This window comes from Bradyrhizobium sp. LB13.1 (assembly GCF_054056815.1).
The window spans coordinates 3,719,221-3,735,565 of sequence record NZ_JBSRYQ010000001.1; the positions used below are offsets into that span (position 1 = coordinate 3,719,221).

A 16,345-nucleotide genomic window follows, 5' to 3' on the forward strand; every position below is an offset into this window, starting at 1 on the left:
TCCCTGCGATGGTGGGTAAGATTGTGACCATCATATGATGCGGCGCAAAAAATGCAACCGCATCCGGCATGAGAAATTGTCGTGGCTCGGATGAGATTTGCTCGTTCGAAGGAAGGAGGCTGTGGGGCAGGCTTACCGCTTCCGGTCGACGAACGCTTGCATCAGCCGCGTCGGCTCGTCGGTCAGGAACGATTGGCCGAACACTTTCACGCTCAAATTCACCGACTCCGTCAGCGGCAGTTCCTCCCATTGCCGAAGCAGTGCCTTCTGCGATCGCAGCGCCTCGGGGCCGCATTCGAGCAGCGCCTGCACGAGGTGCTCGACGGCCGCGTCCAGTCCGCCCTCCGGCGCGACCTTGTCGACCAGACCCCAGGCCAGCGCCGTCGGCGCGTCGATGTTTTCGGCGGTCATCACCAGCCAGCGCGCGCGGGCCCAGCCGATCAGGCGCGGCAGCAGCGCGGCATGGATCACCGAGGGGATGCCGACGCGTACCTCCGGCATGCCGAAATGCGCATCATGCGTGGCAATGCGGAAGTCGCAGGCCGCGGCCACTTCGAGCCCGCCGCCGAGGCACCAGCCCGGCATGCGTGCGATCACGGGGGCGGGGAAGGCGCGCACGGCCTCGCAGAGGTCGCGCAGGCGGCTGATGAAGGCTTCGGCGGATGTCTGGTCGAGCTTCACCATCTCCTTGATGTCGGGCGCCGCCGATCATGCTCTTCTCGCTCTGGCCGCGCAGCACCATGACGCGGATGCTGCGATCAGTCGCGAGCTTCTGCAAACCTTCGCGGACCGCATCGGTCACGGGGGAGCCGAGGATGTTGAGCGAGCCGGCGTTGCAGATCGCGACATGAACGACGCCGCGCGCATCGCGCGTCACGCCGCAGTGGTGGTTGAGCATTTCCATGATGGGATCTCTGATTTCGTGGACGTTGCGCAAAGGTACGCCGTTCAGGATCACTTCCGAGCCGAAACGCATTGGTTGTCAAGCGGTGGGGGAGGCGGAGTTGCCAGCGCGAAGTCCGCGAGATAGCATGATGTACATCATGCAAAGGAGTATCCATGCCCGACAACGATCAACCCGACCTGTTTTCACCCGCGCAACGGCGCGAGCGTGTCGTGGACTGGCAAGTGCCCGCGCCGGTCGCAAAGGCGGCCATGGGGCTATCGGGCATGGATGCGATGATGGGCATCCGCGACGGCCGCCTGCCGCCGCCGCCTTTTGCAAAACTGATCGGCTTCACGATGGCCGTGGTCGAACCGGGCCGGATCGTGATGGAACTGGAGCCGCGCGAGGATCTCGAAAATACCATCGGGCTCCTGCACGGGGCGGCCGCCGCGGCGCTGATCGATACTGCCATGGGCTGTGCGATCTCGACCCGGTTGGAGGCCGGGCAGAGCTCGGTCACTCTCGATCTGAAAATGACCTTCCTGCGTCCGCTCTCGGTTCGTTCCGGGCTGATCTCGGCCGAAGGTAAAGTGATCAAGCTGGGACGCCAGAGCAGCTACGCCGAAGGTTTTGTGCGCGACGGCAAGGGGGCGCTTGCGGTCCATGCAACTGCAACCTTTTCGATGATCGGCAATATCTTAACATGAATTAATGCGCCGCTTGGTCCATTTCTGTGTTATGAGATGATCTTCGACATTCAATGAGACCAGCATGCGCTATTCCCGGGAACACAAGCAGGAAACACACGACCGTATCGTGAAGAAGGCTTCCGTGCGGCTGCGCGAAAAGGGCGCCCACGGCATTGGCGTCGCCGACCTCATGAAGGAAGCGGGTCTGACCCATGGCGGCTTCTACGCGCATTTCGATTCCCGCGAGGCGCTGGTGATCGAGGCGTTTGGCTACGCCATGGATCGCGGGATGGACCATTGGCGCAAGATCTCCGACGAGGTCGCGCCGGAGAAGCGGCTGGCGCTGATCGCGGAAGCCTATCTCTCAGCGCTCCATCGCGACAATCCCGGCCATGGTTGCTCGATCCCCGCGCTCGGCGCCGAGATCGCCCGCGAGAGCCCGAAAACGCGAAAGGCCTTTGCCGGCAAGCTCGACGAGATGATCGAGATGATGACCGATTTCATCCCGAACCTCCCGCGCAAGGCCGCGCGCAAGCAGGCAATCGCGACGCTGACCACCATGGCCGGCACCATGCTGTTGGCGCGCATCGCCGGCTCGAGCGAACTGTCGGACGAGGTGCTGAAGACGGGCAGGGAGAGCGCGCTGGATGGCGCGCGCCGTGAGCCGAAGACTGCGGCGGCGAAGAAGGCGAAGCAGAATTAGCGACAGCCAGAGGCTCCAGGCCTCATCCTGAGGAGACCGCGAAGCGGTCGTCTCGAAGGATGGTCGCGGGTGAGATACCGGCCTCTATGGTTCGAGACGGCGCTGCGCGCCTCCTCACCATGAGGATCTGGCAGTTGGGCTCTCAACACCCCGAATTCACCGCCCCGCAAACAGCGCACGCTCGCGCTCGACGATCTCGCTGATGTAATCCGCCACAGCCCTGATCCGCGCGAGGTCCTTGCTGTCGGCGTGCATCAGCATCCAGAAGGTGCGGGTGATCGAGACCTCTTCCGTCAGTACCGCAAGCAGCTGCGGATAGTCGGCAGCCATGAAGTGCGGCAGGACAGCGATACCGAAGCCTGCGAGCGTGGCGTTGAGCTGCGCGATCAGATTGGCGCTGCGCAAGCGTGCGGAGATCTTCGGCGACACCTGCGGCAGATAATCGAGCTCGGGCGTGAACAGCAGCTCCTCAATATAGCCGACGAAGCGGTGTTGCGGCAGGACCTCGCGCGAGGTGATTTTCGGGAAACGGTCGAGATAGGCGGGCGCGGCATAGAGCCCGAGGCGGTAGTCGAGCAGTTTGCGGCCGACGATGCGGCCTTCCTTCGGCATGGTCAGGCTGATGGCAATATCGGCCTCGCGCTTGGAGAGGCTGAACAGCCGCGCGGTCGCGACCAGTTGCAGATCGAGGTCGGGATAGCGGTCGGCGAACGGCGCGAGCCGCGGCGCCAGGAACGCAGTCCCAAAACCGTCGGGCGCGCCGATCCGCACCGTGCCGGTCAGCCGGGCCACGGAGCCGCCGACCTGCTCCTGGTTGGCGACGATGGTCGATTCCATGGCCTCCGCGCTGTCGGCGACGCGCTGCCCGGCCTCTGTCAGGAGGTAGCCGGTCTTGCGCCGGTCAAACAGCTTCGCCGAGAGGTGCTTCTCCAGCCGGTCGACGCGGCGGATGACGGTGGCATGGTCGACGCCGAGCTGTTTTGCCGCAGCCGAAACCGAGCCGCCCCGCACGATGGCCAGCACAAAGCGGAAGTCGTCCCAGTCGATAGCGCCTTGATCCAGCATTTTCGCACATCTATGGTGCATTATCTCAGACTTGAATCCTATAAAATGCAGGTTGATAGGATTTGTCAAAGCGATCGTGCTCGACTTCCAGGGAGATCATTCCATGCGTTCAATCGGACATTTCATCGGCGGCAGGGAGGTCAAGGGCACATCGGGCCGCACCGCCGACGTTTTCGAGCCGATGACCGGTGACGTCCAGGGCAAGGTAGCGCTGGCGTCCAAGGCCGAGGTCCGCGCTGCCGTCGAGAACGCCCGCGCCGCGCAGCCGGAATGGGCCGCGACCAACCCGCAGCGCCGTGCCCGCGTGATGATGAAATTCGTCGAGCTGGTGCAGCGCGACTACGACAAGCTTGCCGAGATGCTGGCGCGTGAGCACGGCAAGACCGTGCCCGACGCCAAGGGCGACATCCAGCGCGGCCTCGAAGTCGCGGAATTCGCCTGCGGCATCCCGCATCTGATGAAGGGCGAATACACCGAAGGCGCCGGACCCGGCATCGACATCTACTCCATGCGCCAGGCGCTCGGCGTCGTCGCCGGCATCACGCCGTTCAATTTCCCGGCGATGATCCCGATGTGGAAGTTCGCCCCCGCGATCGCCTGCGGCAACGCCTTCATCCTGAAGCCGTCGGAGCGCGATCCCGGCGTGCCGATGATGCTGGCCGCGCTGATGATTGAGGCGGGCCTGCCGGCCGGCATCCTCAATGTCGTCAACGGCGACAAGGAAGCGGTCGACGCCATTCTCGACGATCCCGACATCAAGGCCGTCGGCTTCGTCGGCTCCACGCCGATCGCGCAATACATCTACGAGCGTGCCGCGCAGACCGGCAAGCGCTGCCAGTGTTTTGGCGGCGCCAAGAACCACGCCATCATCATGCCCGACGCCGACATGGACCAGGCCGTCGATGCACTGATCGGCGCCGGCTACGGTTCGGCCGGCGAACGCTGCATGGCCGTCTCGGTGGCCGTGCCCGTCGGCAAGTCCGCCGCCGACCGCCTGATGGAAAAGCTGATCCCGCGCGTCGAGTCGCTCAAGATCGGCACCTCGATCGATCCGTCGGCCGATTACGGTCCGCTGGTGACGCGCGAGGCGGTCGAGAAGGTCAAGGGCTATATCGATATCGGCATCAAGGAAGGCGCGACCCTCGCCGTCGACGGCCGCGGCTTCAAGATGCAGGGCTACGAGAACGGCTTCTATCTCGGCGGTTCGCTGTTCGACAACGTCACCAAGGACATGCGGATCTACAAGGAAGAGATCTTTGGTCCCGTGCTCTCGGTCGTGCGCGCGCACGACTACAAGGAAGCGCTGGCGCTGCCGTCCGAGCATGACTACGGAAACGGTGTTGCGATCTTCACCCGCGACGGCGATGCCGCACGCGACTTCGCGGCCAAGGTCAATGTCGGCATGGTCGGCATCAACGTGCCGATCCCGGTGCCGATCGCCTACTACACCTTCGGCGGCTGGAAGAAGTCCGGATTCGGCGATCTCAACCAGCACGGCCCGGACTCGGTCCGCTTCTACACCAAGACCAAGACGGTGACCTCGCGCTGGCCGTCCGGCGTCAAGGAAGGCGCGGAGTTCTCGATTCCGCTGATGAAGTAAGGCTGTAGCCCAGCCCGTCATTGCGAGCGTAGCGAAGCAATCCAGACTTTCTCCTCGGACACACTGGATTGCTTCGTCGCTTCGCTCCTCGCAATGACGAGAACAGTGAGCAGCCCATCATGCAGTTCGCTCTGAACGAGGATCAGATTGCGGTTCGCGACATGGCGTTGGCGTTTGCGGCTTCGAAGATCGCGCCGCACGCGCTACGCTGGGACGAGGAGAAACATTTTCCCGTCGAAACCATGCGCGAGGCGGCCACGCTCGGCATGGGCGGCATCTACATCCGCGAGGATGTCGGCGGCTCCGCCATGACGCGGTTCGACGCGGCGCTGATTTTTGAGGCGCTGGCGACGGGCTGTCCGACCACCTCGGCTTTCATCTCCATCCACAACATGGCGTCCTGGATGATCGATGCCTACGGCAGCGACACCCAGCGCCACACATGGTTGCCAAAGCTCTGCACCATGGAGCTGATTGCGAGCTACTGCCTGACCGAGCCCGGCGCCGGCTCGGACGCTGCAGCGCTGCGCACCCGCGCCGTGCGTGACGGCGATCATTATGTGCTGAACGGCCAGAAGCAGTTCATTTCCGGCGCCGGTGGTACTGATCTCCTGGTCGCGATGGTGCGCACCGGTGGCGATGGTCCCGGCGGCATCTCGACCCTGGTCATCGACGGCAAGACGCCGGGCGTCTCGTTCGGCGCCAACGAGCGCAAGATGGGCTGGAACGCGCAGCCGACCCGCGCCGTGATTTTCGAGAACGCCCGCGTGCCGGTCGCCAATCGCTTAAGCGAAGAGGGCGTCGGCTTCAAGATTGCGATGGCCGGTCTCGACGGCGGACGTCTCAACATCACGGCATGCTCGCTCGGTGGTGCGCAGACCGCGTTCGACAAGGCGCGCTCCTACATGAAAGAGCGCAAAGCCTTCGGCAAGCGCCTAGAGGAATTCCAGGCGCTGCAATTCCGCCTCGCCGACATGGCAATCGAGCTCGAGGCCGCGCGCACATTCTTGTGGCGCGCAGCGGCGGCGCTGGACCGCAAGGACCCGGACGCCACCATGCTATGTGCCATGGCCAAGCGTTTTGGGACCGACGCCGGCTTCGAGGTCGCCAACCAGGCGCTCCAGCTCCATGGCGGCTACGGTTACCTCAGCGAATACGGGATCGAGAAGATCGTGCGCGATTTGCGGGTGCACCAGATCCTCGAAGGCACCAATGAAATCATGCGGCTCATCGTGGCGCGCAAACTGATCGAGGGCGGGCGATGAGTGGTGTGGAAGAGCACGATCTGGTCGCACGGGTCGAAGGCTCGGCCGGCATTATCAGGCTCAACCGTCCGAAGGCGATCAACGCCGTGACGCTGGAGATGTTTCGCGGCATCGACAAGGCGCTCGACCGTTTTGAGACCGATCCTGCCGTTGCCGTGATCGTGCTGGAAGGTGCCGGCGAGCGCGGCCTGTGTGCCGGCGGCGACATCCGCGCGCTCTGGGAGAGTTCGAAGGTCGACGGCGATCTCGGCAAGATTCTGTGGCGGGAGGAGTACATCCTCAACGCCCGGATCAAGAAATTCCCAAAACCCTATGTCGCCTTCATGGACGGCATCGTGATGGGCGGCGGCGTCGGGCTCTCGGCCCATGCGAGCCATCGAATCGTCACCGAGCGCACCAGGCTCGCGATGCCCGAGGTCGGGCTCGGTTTCTTCCCCGATGTCGGCGGCACCTATCTGTTGTCACGCTCGCCGGGCGAGATCGGCACCTATTTTTGGTCTCACCGGCCAGACCATGAACGGCCCCGACGCCATCCATGCGAAATTCGCCGATGCCGTGGTGCCGGTTGCCAAATGGCCGGGGCTGCGCGAGGCGCTGACCAAGGTTCGCCAGGGCGTGACCGCGGCTGATGTGAGCAAGTTGATCAACGGTTTTGCCGCCGGCGAGGCCGCGGGGCCGGTGGCGGCCAGGCAGGCGACGATCGACGCATTGTTCGGCTTCGACCGCATGGAGGACATCGTCGCTGCGCTCAAGCGCGACGGCTCGGAGTTCGCCCATGCGACATTGAAGACGCTCAATGAAAAGTCACCGCGCGGCATGGTGGTAACATTGAAGCTTTTGCGGCTTGCACGCACGGCGTCGAGCCTGGAAGAGTGCCTGGTGCGCGAATATCGCGCCGCGCTGGAAGTCTTTCGCAGCGATGATTTTCGCGAGGGCGTGCGCGCCGCCGTGATCGACAAGGACCGCAATCCGACCTGGTCGCCGCCGCGCATCGAGGATGTCACGCCGGACCTGCTTGTGCCGTATCTCGCCGAGATTGGCGCCGACGAATTGAAGTTCAACTAATCAGCGAAACGCATCACGGGAGGACATCGAGATGGCCACGATTGCATTCATCGGTCTCGGCAACATGGGCGGCCCGATGGCGGCCAATCTGGTCAAAGCCGGCCACAAGGTGGTGGCCTTCGACCTCGCCGAGGCCTCGCGCAACCAGGCCAAGGCCGATGGCGCCGGCATAGCCGACAGCGCGGCGGGCGCCGTGAAGGGCGCCGATGTCGTCGTCACCATGCTGCCCGCCGGCAAGCACGTTCTCGGCGTGTGGGGCGAGGTCGTTCCCGTGATGACCAAGGGCGCGCTGATCATCGATAGTTCCACCATCGACGTCGAGAGCGCACGGCAGGCGCATGCGCTGGCGGCCAAGAACGGCGTGCTCGCGGTCGATGCGCCGGTTTCCGGCGGCACCGGTGGCGCCAAGGGTGCGACGCTGACCTTCATGTGCGGCGGCGAGGAGAGCGCGTTTGTGGCAGCCAAGCCGGTGCTGGAGAAAATGGGCAAGAAGATCGTGCATTGCGGCGGCGCCGGCGCGGGCCAGGCGGCAAAGATCTGCAACAACATGATCCTCGGCATTTCCATGATCGCGGTGAGCGAAGCCTTTGCGTTGGCTGAGAAGCTCGGCCTCTCGCATCAGGCGCTGTTCGACGTCGCCTCGACCTCGTCGGGCCAGTGCTGGTCGCTCACGACCTATTGCCCGGTGCCGGGACCGGTGCCGACCTCACCGGCCAACAACGACTATAAGCCGGGTTTTGCCTCGGCGCTGATGGTTAAGGATCTGACGCTGGCGCAGGACGCCGCCAAGGCCGCGGGTGCGGCGACGCCGCTCGGCAAGCATGCGCAGGAGATCTATCAATCCTTCGACGCAGCCGGCCATGGCGGGGTGGATTTTTCCGGAATTATCAAGCACGTTAGGGGTCTGGCCGGGAAAGCTTGATGACGACATTTCAGGAAGCGCGCGCGTTTCTGCTTCATAACCGCACGGATTACGAGACAGCGGTCAAGGACTTCCGCTGGCCCGAGCCGGTTCCTTTCAACTGGGCGCTCGACTGGTTCGACGCCGAGCTGGCGGCGAATATTGACAGCAAGGATCGTCCTGCGATCTGGATTGTCGATGCCGCACAGGACCGGCAGACCAAATTGTCCTTCGCGGCACTCTCGCGCCGCTCCAACCAGGTGGCGAACTTCTTCCGCGCGCAGGGCCTGAGGCGCGGCGATCATCTCCTGCTGCTGCTCGGCAATGTGGTTCCGCTGTGGGAGACGATGCTGGCTGCGATAAAGCTCGGCGTCGTCGTGATTCCCGCCACCACGCTGCTCACGGCCGACGAACTCCGCGACCGGCTCGATCGCGGCAAGGCGAAGGCGGTGGTCGCCGCCGAGGATCAGGTCGCAAAATTCACCAGCCTTGGTGCGGAGAACATCGTCCGCATTGTGGTCGGTGCGGCCTCCGACGGCTGGCTTGCCTATGAGGGAGCGGCAAAAGCTTCGGAGCAATTCACGCCTGACGGCCCGACCAACGCCGATGACGCGATGCTGCTCTATTTCACCTCGGGCACCACGGCAAAGCCAAAACTGGTGCGGCACAGCCAGCGCAGCTATCCCGTCGGCCATCTCTCGACCATGTACTGGATCGGGTTGAAGCCTGGCGATGTCCATCTCAACATCTCCTCGCCCGGCTGGGCCAAGCACGCCTGGAGCTGTTTGTTCGCGCCGTGGAATGCGGGCGCGACCGTGTTCGTGGTCAACCAGCCGCGCTTCGACGCCAAGGGATTGCTTGCCACCATCGGCCGCTGCGGCGTCACCACGCTGTGCGCGCCGCCGACGGTGTGGCGGCTGTTCATCCAGGAGAACCTCGCAGCTTTCAAGGTGGCGTTGCGCGAGGTCTGCGGCGCAGGCGAGCCGCTCAATCCTGAAGTGATCGACCAGGTGCAGGCCGCCTGGGGCCTCACCATCCGCGACGGCTATGGCCAGACTGAAACGACCGCGCTCGCCGGCAACTCGCCCGGGCAAAAGATCAAGGTCGGATCGATGGGCCGGCCCTTGCCGGGCTACCGCGTGCAGGTCAGCGACGCCGACGGCTATCCTGCCAGGGAAGGCGAGGTGGCGCTGCTGCTGGGCCGTGAGCGCCCTGCCGGCCTGATGCAGGGATATCGGGGCGACGACGGCGGGCTGTCCGGCGCCGAAGGCGAACTCTATCGCAGCGGTGACGTCGTGTTCGAAGACGAGGATGGCTATCTCACCTTCGTCGGCCGCTCCGACGACGTGTTCAAATCCTCCGATTATCGCATCAGCCCGTTCGAGCTGGAGAGCGTGTTGCTCGAGCATGAGCTGGTGGCGGAAGCCGCCGTGGTGCCGAGCCCGGATCCGATCCGGCTCGCGGTTCCCAAGGCCTTCGTGCTGCTGACCGCGGGCGCGGAGCGCTCGCCGGCGACGGCGCTCTCCATCTTCCAACATCTGCACACGCGTCTTGCGCCGTTCAAGCGCATCCGCCGCCTCGAAATCGTCACGGAGCTGCCGAAGACGATCTCGGGAAAGATCCGCCGCGTGCAGCTACGACGTCTCGAGCGCGACGACGACCGCAATGATCCCCTGCGCGGCCGGGAATTCCGCGAGGAGGATTTTCCGGAGCTGCCGAAAACACGGAGTGAGACCTAAGTGAACGAAGTCTGGAAGAAGCCGCCGATTTCTTTGGACGCCTATCAGGCCATGGTCGGCAAGGAGATCGGCGTGTCGTCGTGGCACCTGGTCGACCAGCCCCGCATCGACACCTATGCCGACGTGATCGAGGATCACCAGTTCATCCATGTCGATCCGGAGCGTGCGAAGAAGGAGACAGCGTTCGGCACCACCATCGCGCACGGCTTCCTCACGATGTCGCTGCTGTCGATCATGTCCTATGAGGTGATGCCCGTCATCGCGGGCACCACGATGGGCGTCAATTACATAACAACACGGTTTCGACAAGCTGCGCTTCATCTCGCCGGTGCGCTCGGGCAAGCGGGTCCGCGGCCGCTTCGTCCTGGCGGAAGCCAAGCTGCGCAAGGCGAACGAGCTGCAGTCCCGCACCAACGTCACGGTGGAGATCGAAGGCGAAGACAAGCCCGCGCTGGTCGCGGAGTGGCTTGGCTTGATCTATTTCGCCTAGGGTAGGTCGGCATGGCCGGGCTTGACCCGGCCAGCCATCGCTGCTCAAAAGCTGTTCAAATCTCTCGCGGAGCTTTCTCACCCTCTCCCCTGTGGGAAAGGGTGGCTTCGCGGAACGCGAAGCCGGGTGAGGGTATCTCTCCGCGAGCTCCGCCGTCGATAGAGACCCCTCATCCGGCGCTTCGCGCCACCTTCGCCCACAAGGGGAGTAGGAAGAAGAAGCAGGAACTGCACAATGGCAATCAGGTTCGACGGACGCGTCGCCATCGTTACCGGCGCGGGTAATGGTCTCGGGCGGGCGCATGCGCTGGGGCTGGCGAGCCGCGGTGCGAAAGTCGTCGTCAACGATTTCGGCGGCGCGCGCGATGGCAGCGGCGGTTCGCTCTCGCCCGCGGAAGCCGTGGTCGAGGAAATCCGCAAGGCCGGCGGCACCGCGATGGCCGACGGCGCCGACGTTTCGAATTTCGAGCAGGTCACCGCCATGGTCGAGCGCGCCACCAGGGAGTGGGGCAGCGTGGACCTCTTGTGCGCCAACGCCGGCATTTTGCGCGACAAATCGTTCGGCAAGATGGAAGCGGCCGATTTCCAGAAGGTGCTCGACGTGCACCTCGTCGGCACCTTCTATTGCTGCAAGGCAGCCTGGGCCGGCATGCGCGACCGTGGCTACGGCCGCATCGTGCTGACCACGTCGTCCTCCGGCCTCTACGGCAATTTCGGCCAGGCCAATTACGGTGCCGCCAAGTCCGGCATGGTCGGCCTGATGAACGTGCTGGCGGAAGAGGGCCGTAAGACCGACATCCGCGTCAACATCATCTCGCCGACGGCGGCAACCCGCATGACGGAAGAGCTGCTGCCGCCGCAGGCGCTTCAGTTGATGAAGCCGAACGCGATCACGCCCGCGGTCGAGTACATGCTCAGTGAGGACGCGCCGACCCGCACCATCATGGGCGCTGGCGCCGGTTCGTTCGCGGTGATCAAGATCGTCGAGAGCGAAGGCGTCAACCTGCCGGAGGCCGAGTGGACCCCGGACGCGGTCGCGGCGCATTTCGCCGAGATCAGCGACATGTCGAAGGCGAAGGCGTTACAGGGCGCGTTCGAGCAGACGCAGAAATACGTGGCGCAGGCCGCGGCGCGCGCCGGGGTAAAACTCTGACAGCCGTCGCCGTCATCGGCGCCGGCCCTGCCGGGCTGATGGCGGCCGAAGTGCTGGCGCAAGGCGGTGCTCGGGTCACCGTCTACGACGCGATGCCGTCCGCGGGCCGCAAATTCTTGATGGCCGGCCGCGGCGGACTCAATCTCACCCACAGCCGAGCCGCTGCCGCAGTTCATGGCGCGCTACCGCGAGGCGGCGCCGAAACTGAACGCGGCGATCGAAGCGTTTCCACCTGACGCCTTGCGTGCCTGGAGCGAGGCGCTGGGTGAGCCGACGTTTGTCGGCTCCAGCGGGCGTGTGTTTCCGAAAGCGTTCAAGGCCTCGCCCTTGCTGCGGGCCTGGCTGCGACGGCTCGATGCCGCCGGCGTGCGCTTTGCCTTTCGCCATCGCTGGACGGGCTGGGACGGGGAGGGACGGCTAGTCCTTGAAAAACCCGGCGGCGCCGCCGCCATCGCCGCAGACGCCACGGTGCTGGCACTCGGCGGCGCAAGCTGGCCGCGACTGGGCTCCGATGGCGGCTGGACGACGATCCTGGCCGACAAAGGCATTTCAATCTCGCCGCTGCGGCCTGCGAACTCCGGCTTCATCGTCGCCTGGTCCGAAATCTTCCGCACGCGCTTCGAAGGCGAGCCGCTCAAGGGCGTTACGCTGTCCTTCGGTCCACAGCGCGCGCGCGGCGAGGCCGTCATCACAAGCGGCGGGATCGAGGGTGGGGCGATCTATGGATTGTCGGCCGAACTGCGCGAGGCGATTGCGGCGAACGGCGAAGCGGTCCTGCACGTCGCTTTGCGGCCGGACGTGCATCATGGCGAACTCGTCAAGCGTCTGTCCGCCTCGCGCGGCAAGCAATCATTCTCCAACTTCTTGCGCAAGGCTGCGCAGCTGTCTCCGGTCGCTGTCGGGCTGTTGCAGGAAGCGGCCATCGGTGCGGGTCAATCGTTGTCGGCAATGTCGGCTGAACGATTGGCGGAGCTGATTAACGCCGTGCCGATCAAGCTCGCAGGCGTGGCGCCGATCGCGCGCGCGATCTCCAGCGCCGGCGGGATTTCGTTCGACGAGCTCGACGCGGACTTCATGATCCGCAAGCTGCCGGGCGTGTTCGCAGCCGGTGAGATGCTGGACTGGGAGGCGCCGACTGGTGGCTATTTGCTTCAGGCCTCGTTCGCGACGGGGGCTGCGGCGGGTAGGGGTGTGCTTAAGTGGCTCGACCGCTAAACACCGTCATTGCGAGCGTAGCGAAGCAATCCAGAATCCTCCACGGAGGTAGTCTGGATTGCTTCGTCGCAAGAGCTCCTCGCAATGACGGCTGTGGAATCGTCGAAGCCCCTACCGCAGCTTCCCCCGTGCCGCGACTGGAAGCGTGCCGATGATTTCTTCGCCGCGCACCATCACCACCTCGTCCATCATGTTGACGACGACGCAGACATGATTGGGCACGATCCGCACGATGTCGCCGACATTCGGACGCGTGTTGCTGCGGGAGAGGTCGAGGAAGCCGTGTTCTTCCGCGAAGCGCGCGATCTTGGCTTCGGGGTGCTCCAGGATCAGGCCGTGGCCGTCGAGGCCGCCGGTATCCGTGGTCAGCGTCTTGGAGCCGGCATCGAGGATGCCGCGCTCGGGCGCGGCGCGGCTCACCACCGTCGAATAGATGTGCAGCGCGCAGTCGTCCCAGGTGGCGGAGCCGGCGGCGACCTGCATGCGGTCGTTGTAGATGTAGGTGCCGAAGCGGTGCTCGGTGCCGCCCTTGAGCTTGCCGAGATTCTTCAGGTTTGGCGTGCCACCGGTCGAGACGATTTTTGCATCCAGCCCGTGCGCGCGCACGCCGGACAGAGCCTCGTCGTAGAACTTTTGCGCGTCCGCCCAGCCGGTCTCGGTCGGATACAGCATGAAGCCGGCGAACTCGAGCCCCTTGGACGCGGCGATCTCGCGCGCGAGCGCAATCGCCTCGGCCGGCGTTTCAACACCGGCGCGCTTGCGCCCAGTATCGCATTCGACGACGACCGACAGCGGTCGGCCCGACGCAGCGGCGGCCTTGGGCAGACCGGCGACGACGGTCGAGTTGTCGGCAGCGGCCGTCATGTTGGCCTTGGCCTGCAACGCCCCTAACCGCGCCATCTTCTCGTCGCCGAGCAGGTTGTAGCTGATCAGGATATTATCGATGCCGGCATTGGCCATGATCTCGGCTTCACCGAGCTTCTGGCAGGTGACGCCTTTCGCGCCGGCCGCGATCTGCATCTTCGCGATGGTCGGATTCTTGTGCGTCTTGATGTGGGGACGGTTGGCGACACCCGCGTCATCGCAGGCCTTCTGGATGCGCGCGATGTTGCGTTCGACCTTGTCCATGTCGATGACGGCGCAGGGCGTGCCGTATTCGCGGGCAATTTTTGCAGCGAGTGTCGTTGTCATGGGTCAAGCTTTCTCGATCTCTTCGCGCCGCACTTCGAGCTCCAGCCATTTGTCCTCGGCCTCGGCCAGTTCCCCTTGCGCTTTCGTCAGAGCGTCGGAGGCCTGATCGAAGCGCTTGCGATCTTTGCGGAAGAGATCGGGGTCGTCAAGGAACCGCTGCTGCTTGGCGATTTCGGCCTGCAGTTTGGCGATGGTCTTGGGCAGCGTCTCCAGCGCGTGTTGCTCGTTGAACGTCAACCGTCGTTTCGTGACGCCGGAAGGTGCTGCTGACCGCGTCTCTCTCTTCTCTTCGGCGGCTTTCGCCGTCGCGCGCTTCAAGTCGACGCCACGCTGGGCCAACATGTCGGTGTAACCGCCGGCATATTCGAGCCAGCGCCCATCGCCCTCGGGCACGATCACGGACGTCACCACGCGGTCGAGAAAGTCGCGATCATGGCTGATCAGAATTACGGTGCCCTCGTAGTCGCCGAGCATTTCCTCGAGGACGTCGAGGGTCTCGAGATCGAGGTCGTTGGTCGGCTCGTCCAGCACCAGGAGATTGGAGGGCTTCGCCAGCGCGCGTGCCAGCATCAGCCGGCCGCGCTCGCCGCCGGACAGCACCTCCAGCGGCGTGCGCATCTGTTCCTGGGCGAACAGGAAGTCCTTCATGTAGCTGACGACATGCTTCGGCTTGCCGCCGACCATGACGTGGTCGCCGCGGCCGCCGGTCAGCGCCTCGGCCAGCGTCGATTTGGGATCGAGACTTTCGCGGTGCTGGTCGAGCGTCGCCATCTCGATGTTGGCGCCGAGCCGTAAGCTGCCGCTGTCCGGTGCGCTGCCGCCGGTCAGCATCTCGATCAACGTCGTCTTGCCGGCGCCATTCGGGCCGACGATGCCGATGCGATCGCCGCGCTGGACGCGGATCGAGAAGCCGTCGACGATCTTTCGCTCGCCATAGGACCGGCTGATATTCTTGGCCTCGATGACGAGCTTGCCGGACTTGTCGGCTTCGGCAGCCGCGAGGTTGGCGTTGCCCGTCGCTCCGCGATGGGTGCGGCGCTGATCGCGCAGCGCGTGCAGGTTTCCAAGCCGCTTGACATTGCGCTTGCGGCGGCCCGAGACGCCGTAGCGCAACCAGTGCTCCTCGTTGACGATCTTGCGGTCGAGCTTGTGCTGGTCGCGCTCTTCCTCCGCGAGCACCTCATCGCGCCAGGCCTCAAAGGCGCTGAAGCCGCGGTCGATCTGCCGGATCTGGCCGCGGTCGAGCCAGGCGGTACTGCGCGAGAGATTGCTCAGGAAGCGCCGATCGTGGCTGATGATCACCAGCGCGCAGCGGCGGCTCTCCAGTTCGCCCTCCAGCCATTCGATGGTCGTGAGATCCAGATGGTTGGTCGGCTCGTCCAGCAGCAGGATATCGGGCGAGGGCGCCAGCACGCGCGCCAGCGCGGCGCGGCGCGCTTCGCCGCCCGACACATGCGCCGGGTCTTCTTCGCCGCTGAGGCCGAGCTGTTCGACCAGATAGCGCGCCTGATAGTGATCGTCGCCGGCATGGAGGCCGGCCTCGACATAGGCCAGCGTGGTGGAGAAACCAGCAAAATCCGGCTCCTGCGGCAGGTAGCGGATGGTGGCGCCGGGCTGCACGAAACGGCTGCCGCCATCCGGTTCGACCAGGCCGGCAGCGATCTTGAGCAGCGTCGATTTGCCCGAACCGTTGCGGCCGATCAGGCAGACGCGCTCGCCGGTCGAAACCGACAGTTCGACGTTCGCCAGGAGCGGCGTGCCGCCAAAGGTCAGCTTGATATCGCGCAGTTGAATCAGCGGTGGCGCCATGCGGTGTCTCAGTCCTGTCTTGTCGCGGCCTGGTCGGCGCGGCGGCGCTGAATGCGGCGGATGGTCTGGTCGAGCGTCGACAGAAACGTCGAGCGGTCGCGTGGTGCAAACGATTTCGGGCCGCCCGTGACTTCGCCCGCAGAGCGCAAATCCGTCATCAGGTTGCGGACCGCGAGCGTCATCCCGATCGATTCTTCCGTGAACGGCTTGCCGTTGGATGCAATCACATCGGCGCCGGCCTTCACGCAGCGGCTCGCGAGCGGAATATCCGAGGTTATAACGATATCGCCGGGCCCCGCGCGCTCGGCGATCCAGTCGTCGGCGGCATCCATACCGGCGCCCGCGGCCACCCGCTCGATCAGCGGGTCCTGCGGCACGCGGATGAAATTGCCCGCGACCACGCTCACGGGCAAGCCGTGCCTGCCGGCAACGCGATAGATCTCGTCCTTGACGGGGCAGGCGTCGGCGTCGACGTAGATGCGGGTGGTGTTTTGAGGGTTCGTCATTATCCGTAGATGGGGCTTGCGAAGCGGTTCCGCAGCCCGCGCGTGGTACCCCATTCGGGCCGCAAAGGC

Annotated in this window: 10 protein-coding genes and 5 pseudogenes; 10 read left to right on the forward strand and 5 right to left on the reverse strand. The window is 64.7% G+C overall.

Annotation, left to right across the window (positions count from 1 at the left end; all coding sequences use genetic code 11):
- Nucleotides 1-132: 132 nt before the first annotated feature.
- Nucleotides 133-904, reverse strand: a pseudogene (locus ACVWYI_RS17435) (enoyl-CoA hydratase).
- 155 nt (nucleotides 905-1,059) lie between these two features.
- On the opposite strand from ACVWYI_RS17435, the gene ACVWYI_RS17440 reads away from it, so the two are divergent.
- Nucleotides 1,060-1,593, forward strand: coding sequence for a PaaI family thioesterase (locus tag ACVWYI_RS17440; protein ID WP_456662730.1), 534 nt, complete (start codon nucleotides 1,060-1,062; stop codon nucleotides 1,591-1,593).
- 64 nt (nucleotides 1,594-1,657) lie between these two features.
- The gene (locus ACVWYI_RS17445; protein ID WP_456662731.1) at nucleotides 1,658-2,278 is read left to right on the forward strand and encodes a TetR/AcrR family transcriptional regulator; all 621 of its coding nucleotides are present in this window, start codon (nucleotides 1,658-1,660) and stop codon (nucleotides 2,276-2,278) included.
- 156 nt (nucleotides 2,279-2,434) lie between these two features.
- Here the strand turns inward: ACVWYI_RS17445 and ACVWYI_RS17450 are convergent, their stop codons facing one another.
- Nucleotides 2,435-3,343 carry a LysR family transcriptional regulator gene (locus ACVWYI_RS17450; protein WP_354046790.1) on the reverse strand — a complete coding sequence of 303 codons (909 nt, stop codon included), beginning with the start codon at nucleotides 3,341-3,343 and terminating at the stop codon, nucleotides 2,435-2,437.
- Nucleotides 3,344-3,446: 103 nt separating this feature from the next.
- Between ACVWYI_RS17450 and ACVWYI_RS17455 the strand changes: the two genes are divergently transcribed.
- The 8 genes and pseudogenes from ACVWYI_RS17455 (at nucleotide 3,447) to ACVWYI_RS17490 (ending at nucleotide 12,770) form a co-directional block, all read left to right on the forward strand.
- On the forward strand, nucleotides 3,447-4,943 hold the full coding sequence (locus ACVWYI_RS17455; protein ID WP_247345963.1) for a CoA-acylating methylmalonate-semialdehyde dehydrogenase: 1,497 nt from the start codon (nucleotides 3,447-3,449) through the stop codon (nucleotides 4,941-4,943).
- A gap of 119 nt (nucleotides 4,944-5,062) precedes the next feature.
- Nucleotides 5,063-6,208, forward strand: a complete 1,146-nt coding sequence (locus ACVWYI_RS17460; RefSeq protein WP_456662732.1) for an isobutyryl-CoA dehydrogenase — start codon at nucleotides 5,063-5,065, stop codon at nucleotides 6,206-6,208.
- Nucleotides 6,205-7,273: pseudogene (locus tag ACVWYI_RS17465) on the forward strand (enoyl-CoA hydratase/isomerase family protein). Before ACVWYI_RS17460 ends, ACVWYI_RS17465 begins: the two are co-directional and overlap by 4 nt.
- A gap of 13 nt (nucleotides 7,274-7,286) precedes the next feature.
- A pseudogene (mmsB, locus tag ACVWYI_RS17470) lies at nucleotides 7,287-8,195 on the forward strand (3-hydroxyisobutyrate dehydrogenase); the annotation flags it as partial.
- The gene (locus ACVWYI_RS17475; protein WP_456662733.1) at nucleotides 8,195-9,913 is read left to right on the forward strand and encodes an AMP-binding protein; all 1,719 of its coding nucleotides are present in this window, start codon (nucleotides 8,195-8,197) and stop codon (nucleotides 9,911-9,913) included. The pseudogene mmsB and the gene ACVWYI_RS17475, both read left to right, overlap by 1 nt.
- A pseudogene (locus ACVWYI_RS17480) lies at nucleotides 9,914-10,403 on the forward strand (MaoC family dehydratase).
- Between the two features lie 234 nt (nucleotides 10,404-10,637).
- On the forward strand, nucleotides 10,638-11,555 hold the full coding sequence (locus ACVWYI_RS17485) for an SDR family NAD(P)-dependent oxidoreductase (RefSeq protein ID WP_456662734.1): 918 nt from the start codon (nucleotides 10,638-10,640) through the stop codon (nucleotides 11,553-11,555).
- 38 nt (nucleotides 11,556-11,593) lie between these two features.
- Nucleotides 11,594-12,770, forward strand: a pseudogene (locus tag ACVWYI_RS17490) (TIGR03862 family flavoprotein).
- A gap of 111 nt (nucleotides 12,771-12,881) precedes the next feature.
- Here ACVWYI_RS17490 and ACVWYI_RS17495 read toward each other — a convergent pair.
- The 3 genes from ACVWYI_RS17495 to ACVWYI_RS17505 are packed head-to-tail and all read right to left on the reverse strand — an operon-like array spanning nucleotide 12,882 to nucleotide 16,276.
- Nucleotides 12,882-13,961: a D-TA family PLP-dependent enzyme gene (locus tag ACVWYI_RS17495; protein ID WP_456662735.1), complete on the reverse strand. Its 1,080-nt coding sequence runs from the start codon at nucleotides 13,959-13,961 to the stop codon at nucleotides 12,882-12,884.
- A gap of 3 nt (nucleotides 13,962-13,964) precedes the next feature.
- Entirely contained in the window at nucleotides 13,965-15,770 is a 1,806-nt protein-coding gene (locus tag ACVWYI_RS17500) for an ABC-F family ATP-binding cassette domain-containing protein (RefSeq protein WP_247446833.1), read from the reverse strand.
- An 8-nt stretch (nucleotides 15,771-15,778) separates the two neighbouring features.
- A complete protein-coding gene (locus tag ACVWYI_RS17505; protein WP_247506122.1) occupies nucleotides 15,779-16,276 on the reverse strand; it encodes a YaiI/YqxD family protein in 498 nt (165 codons plus the stop codon).
- Nucleotides 16,277-16,345 lie beyond the last annotated feature (69 nt).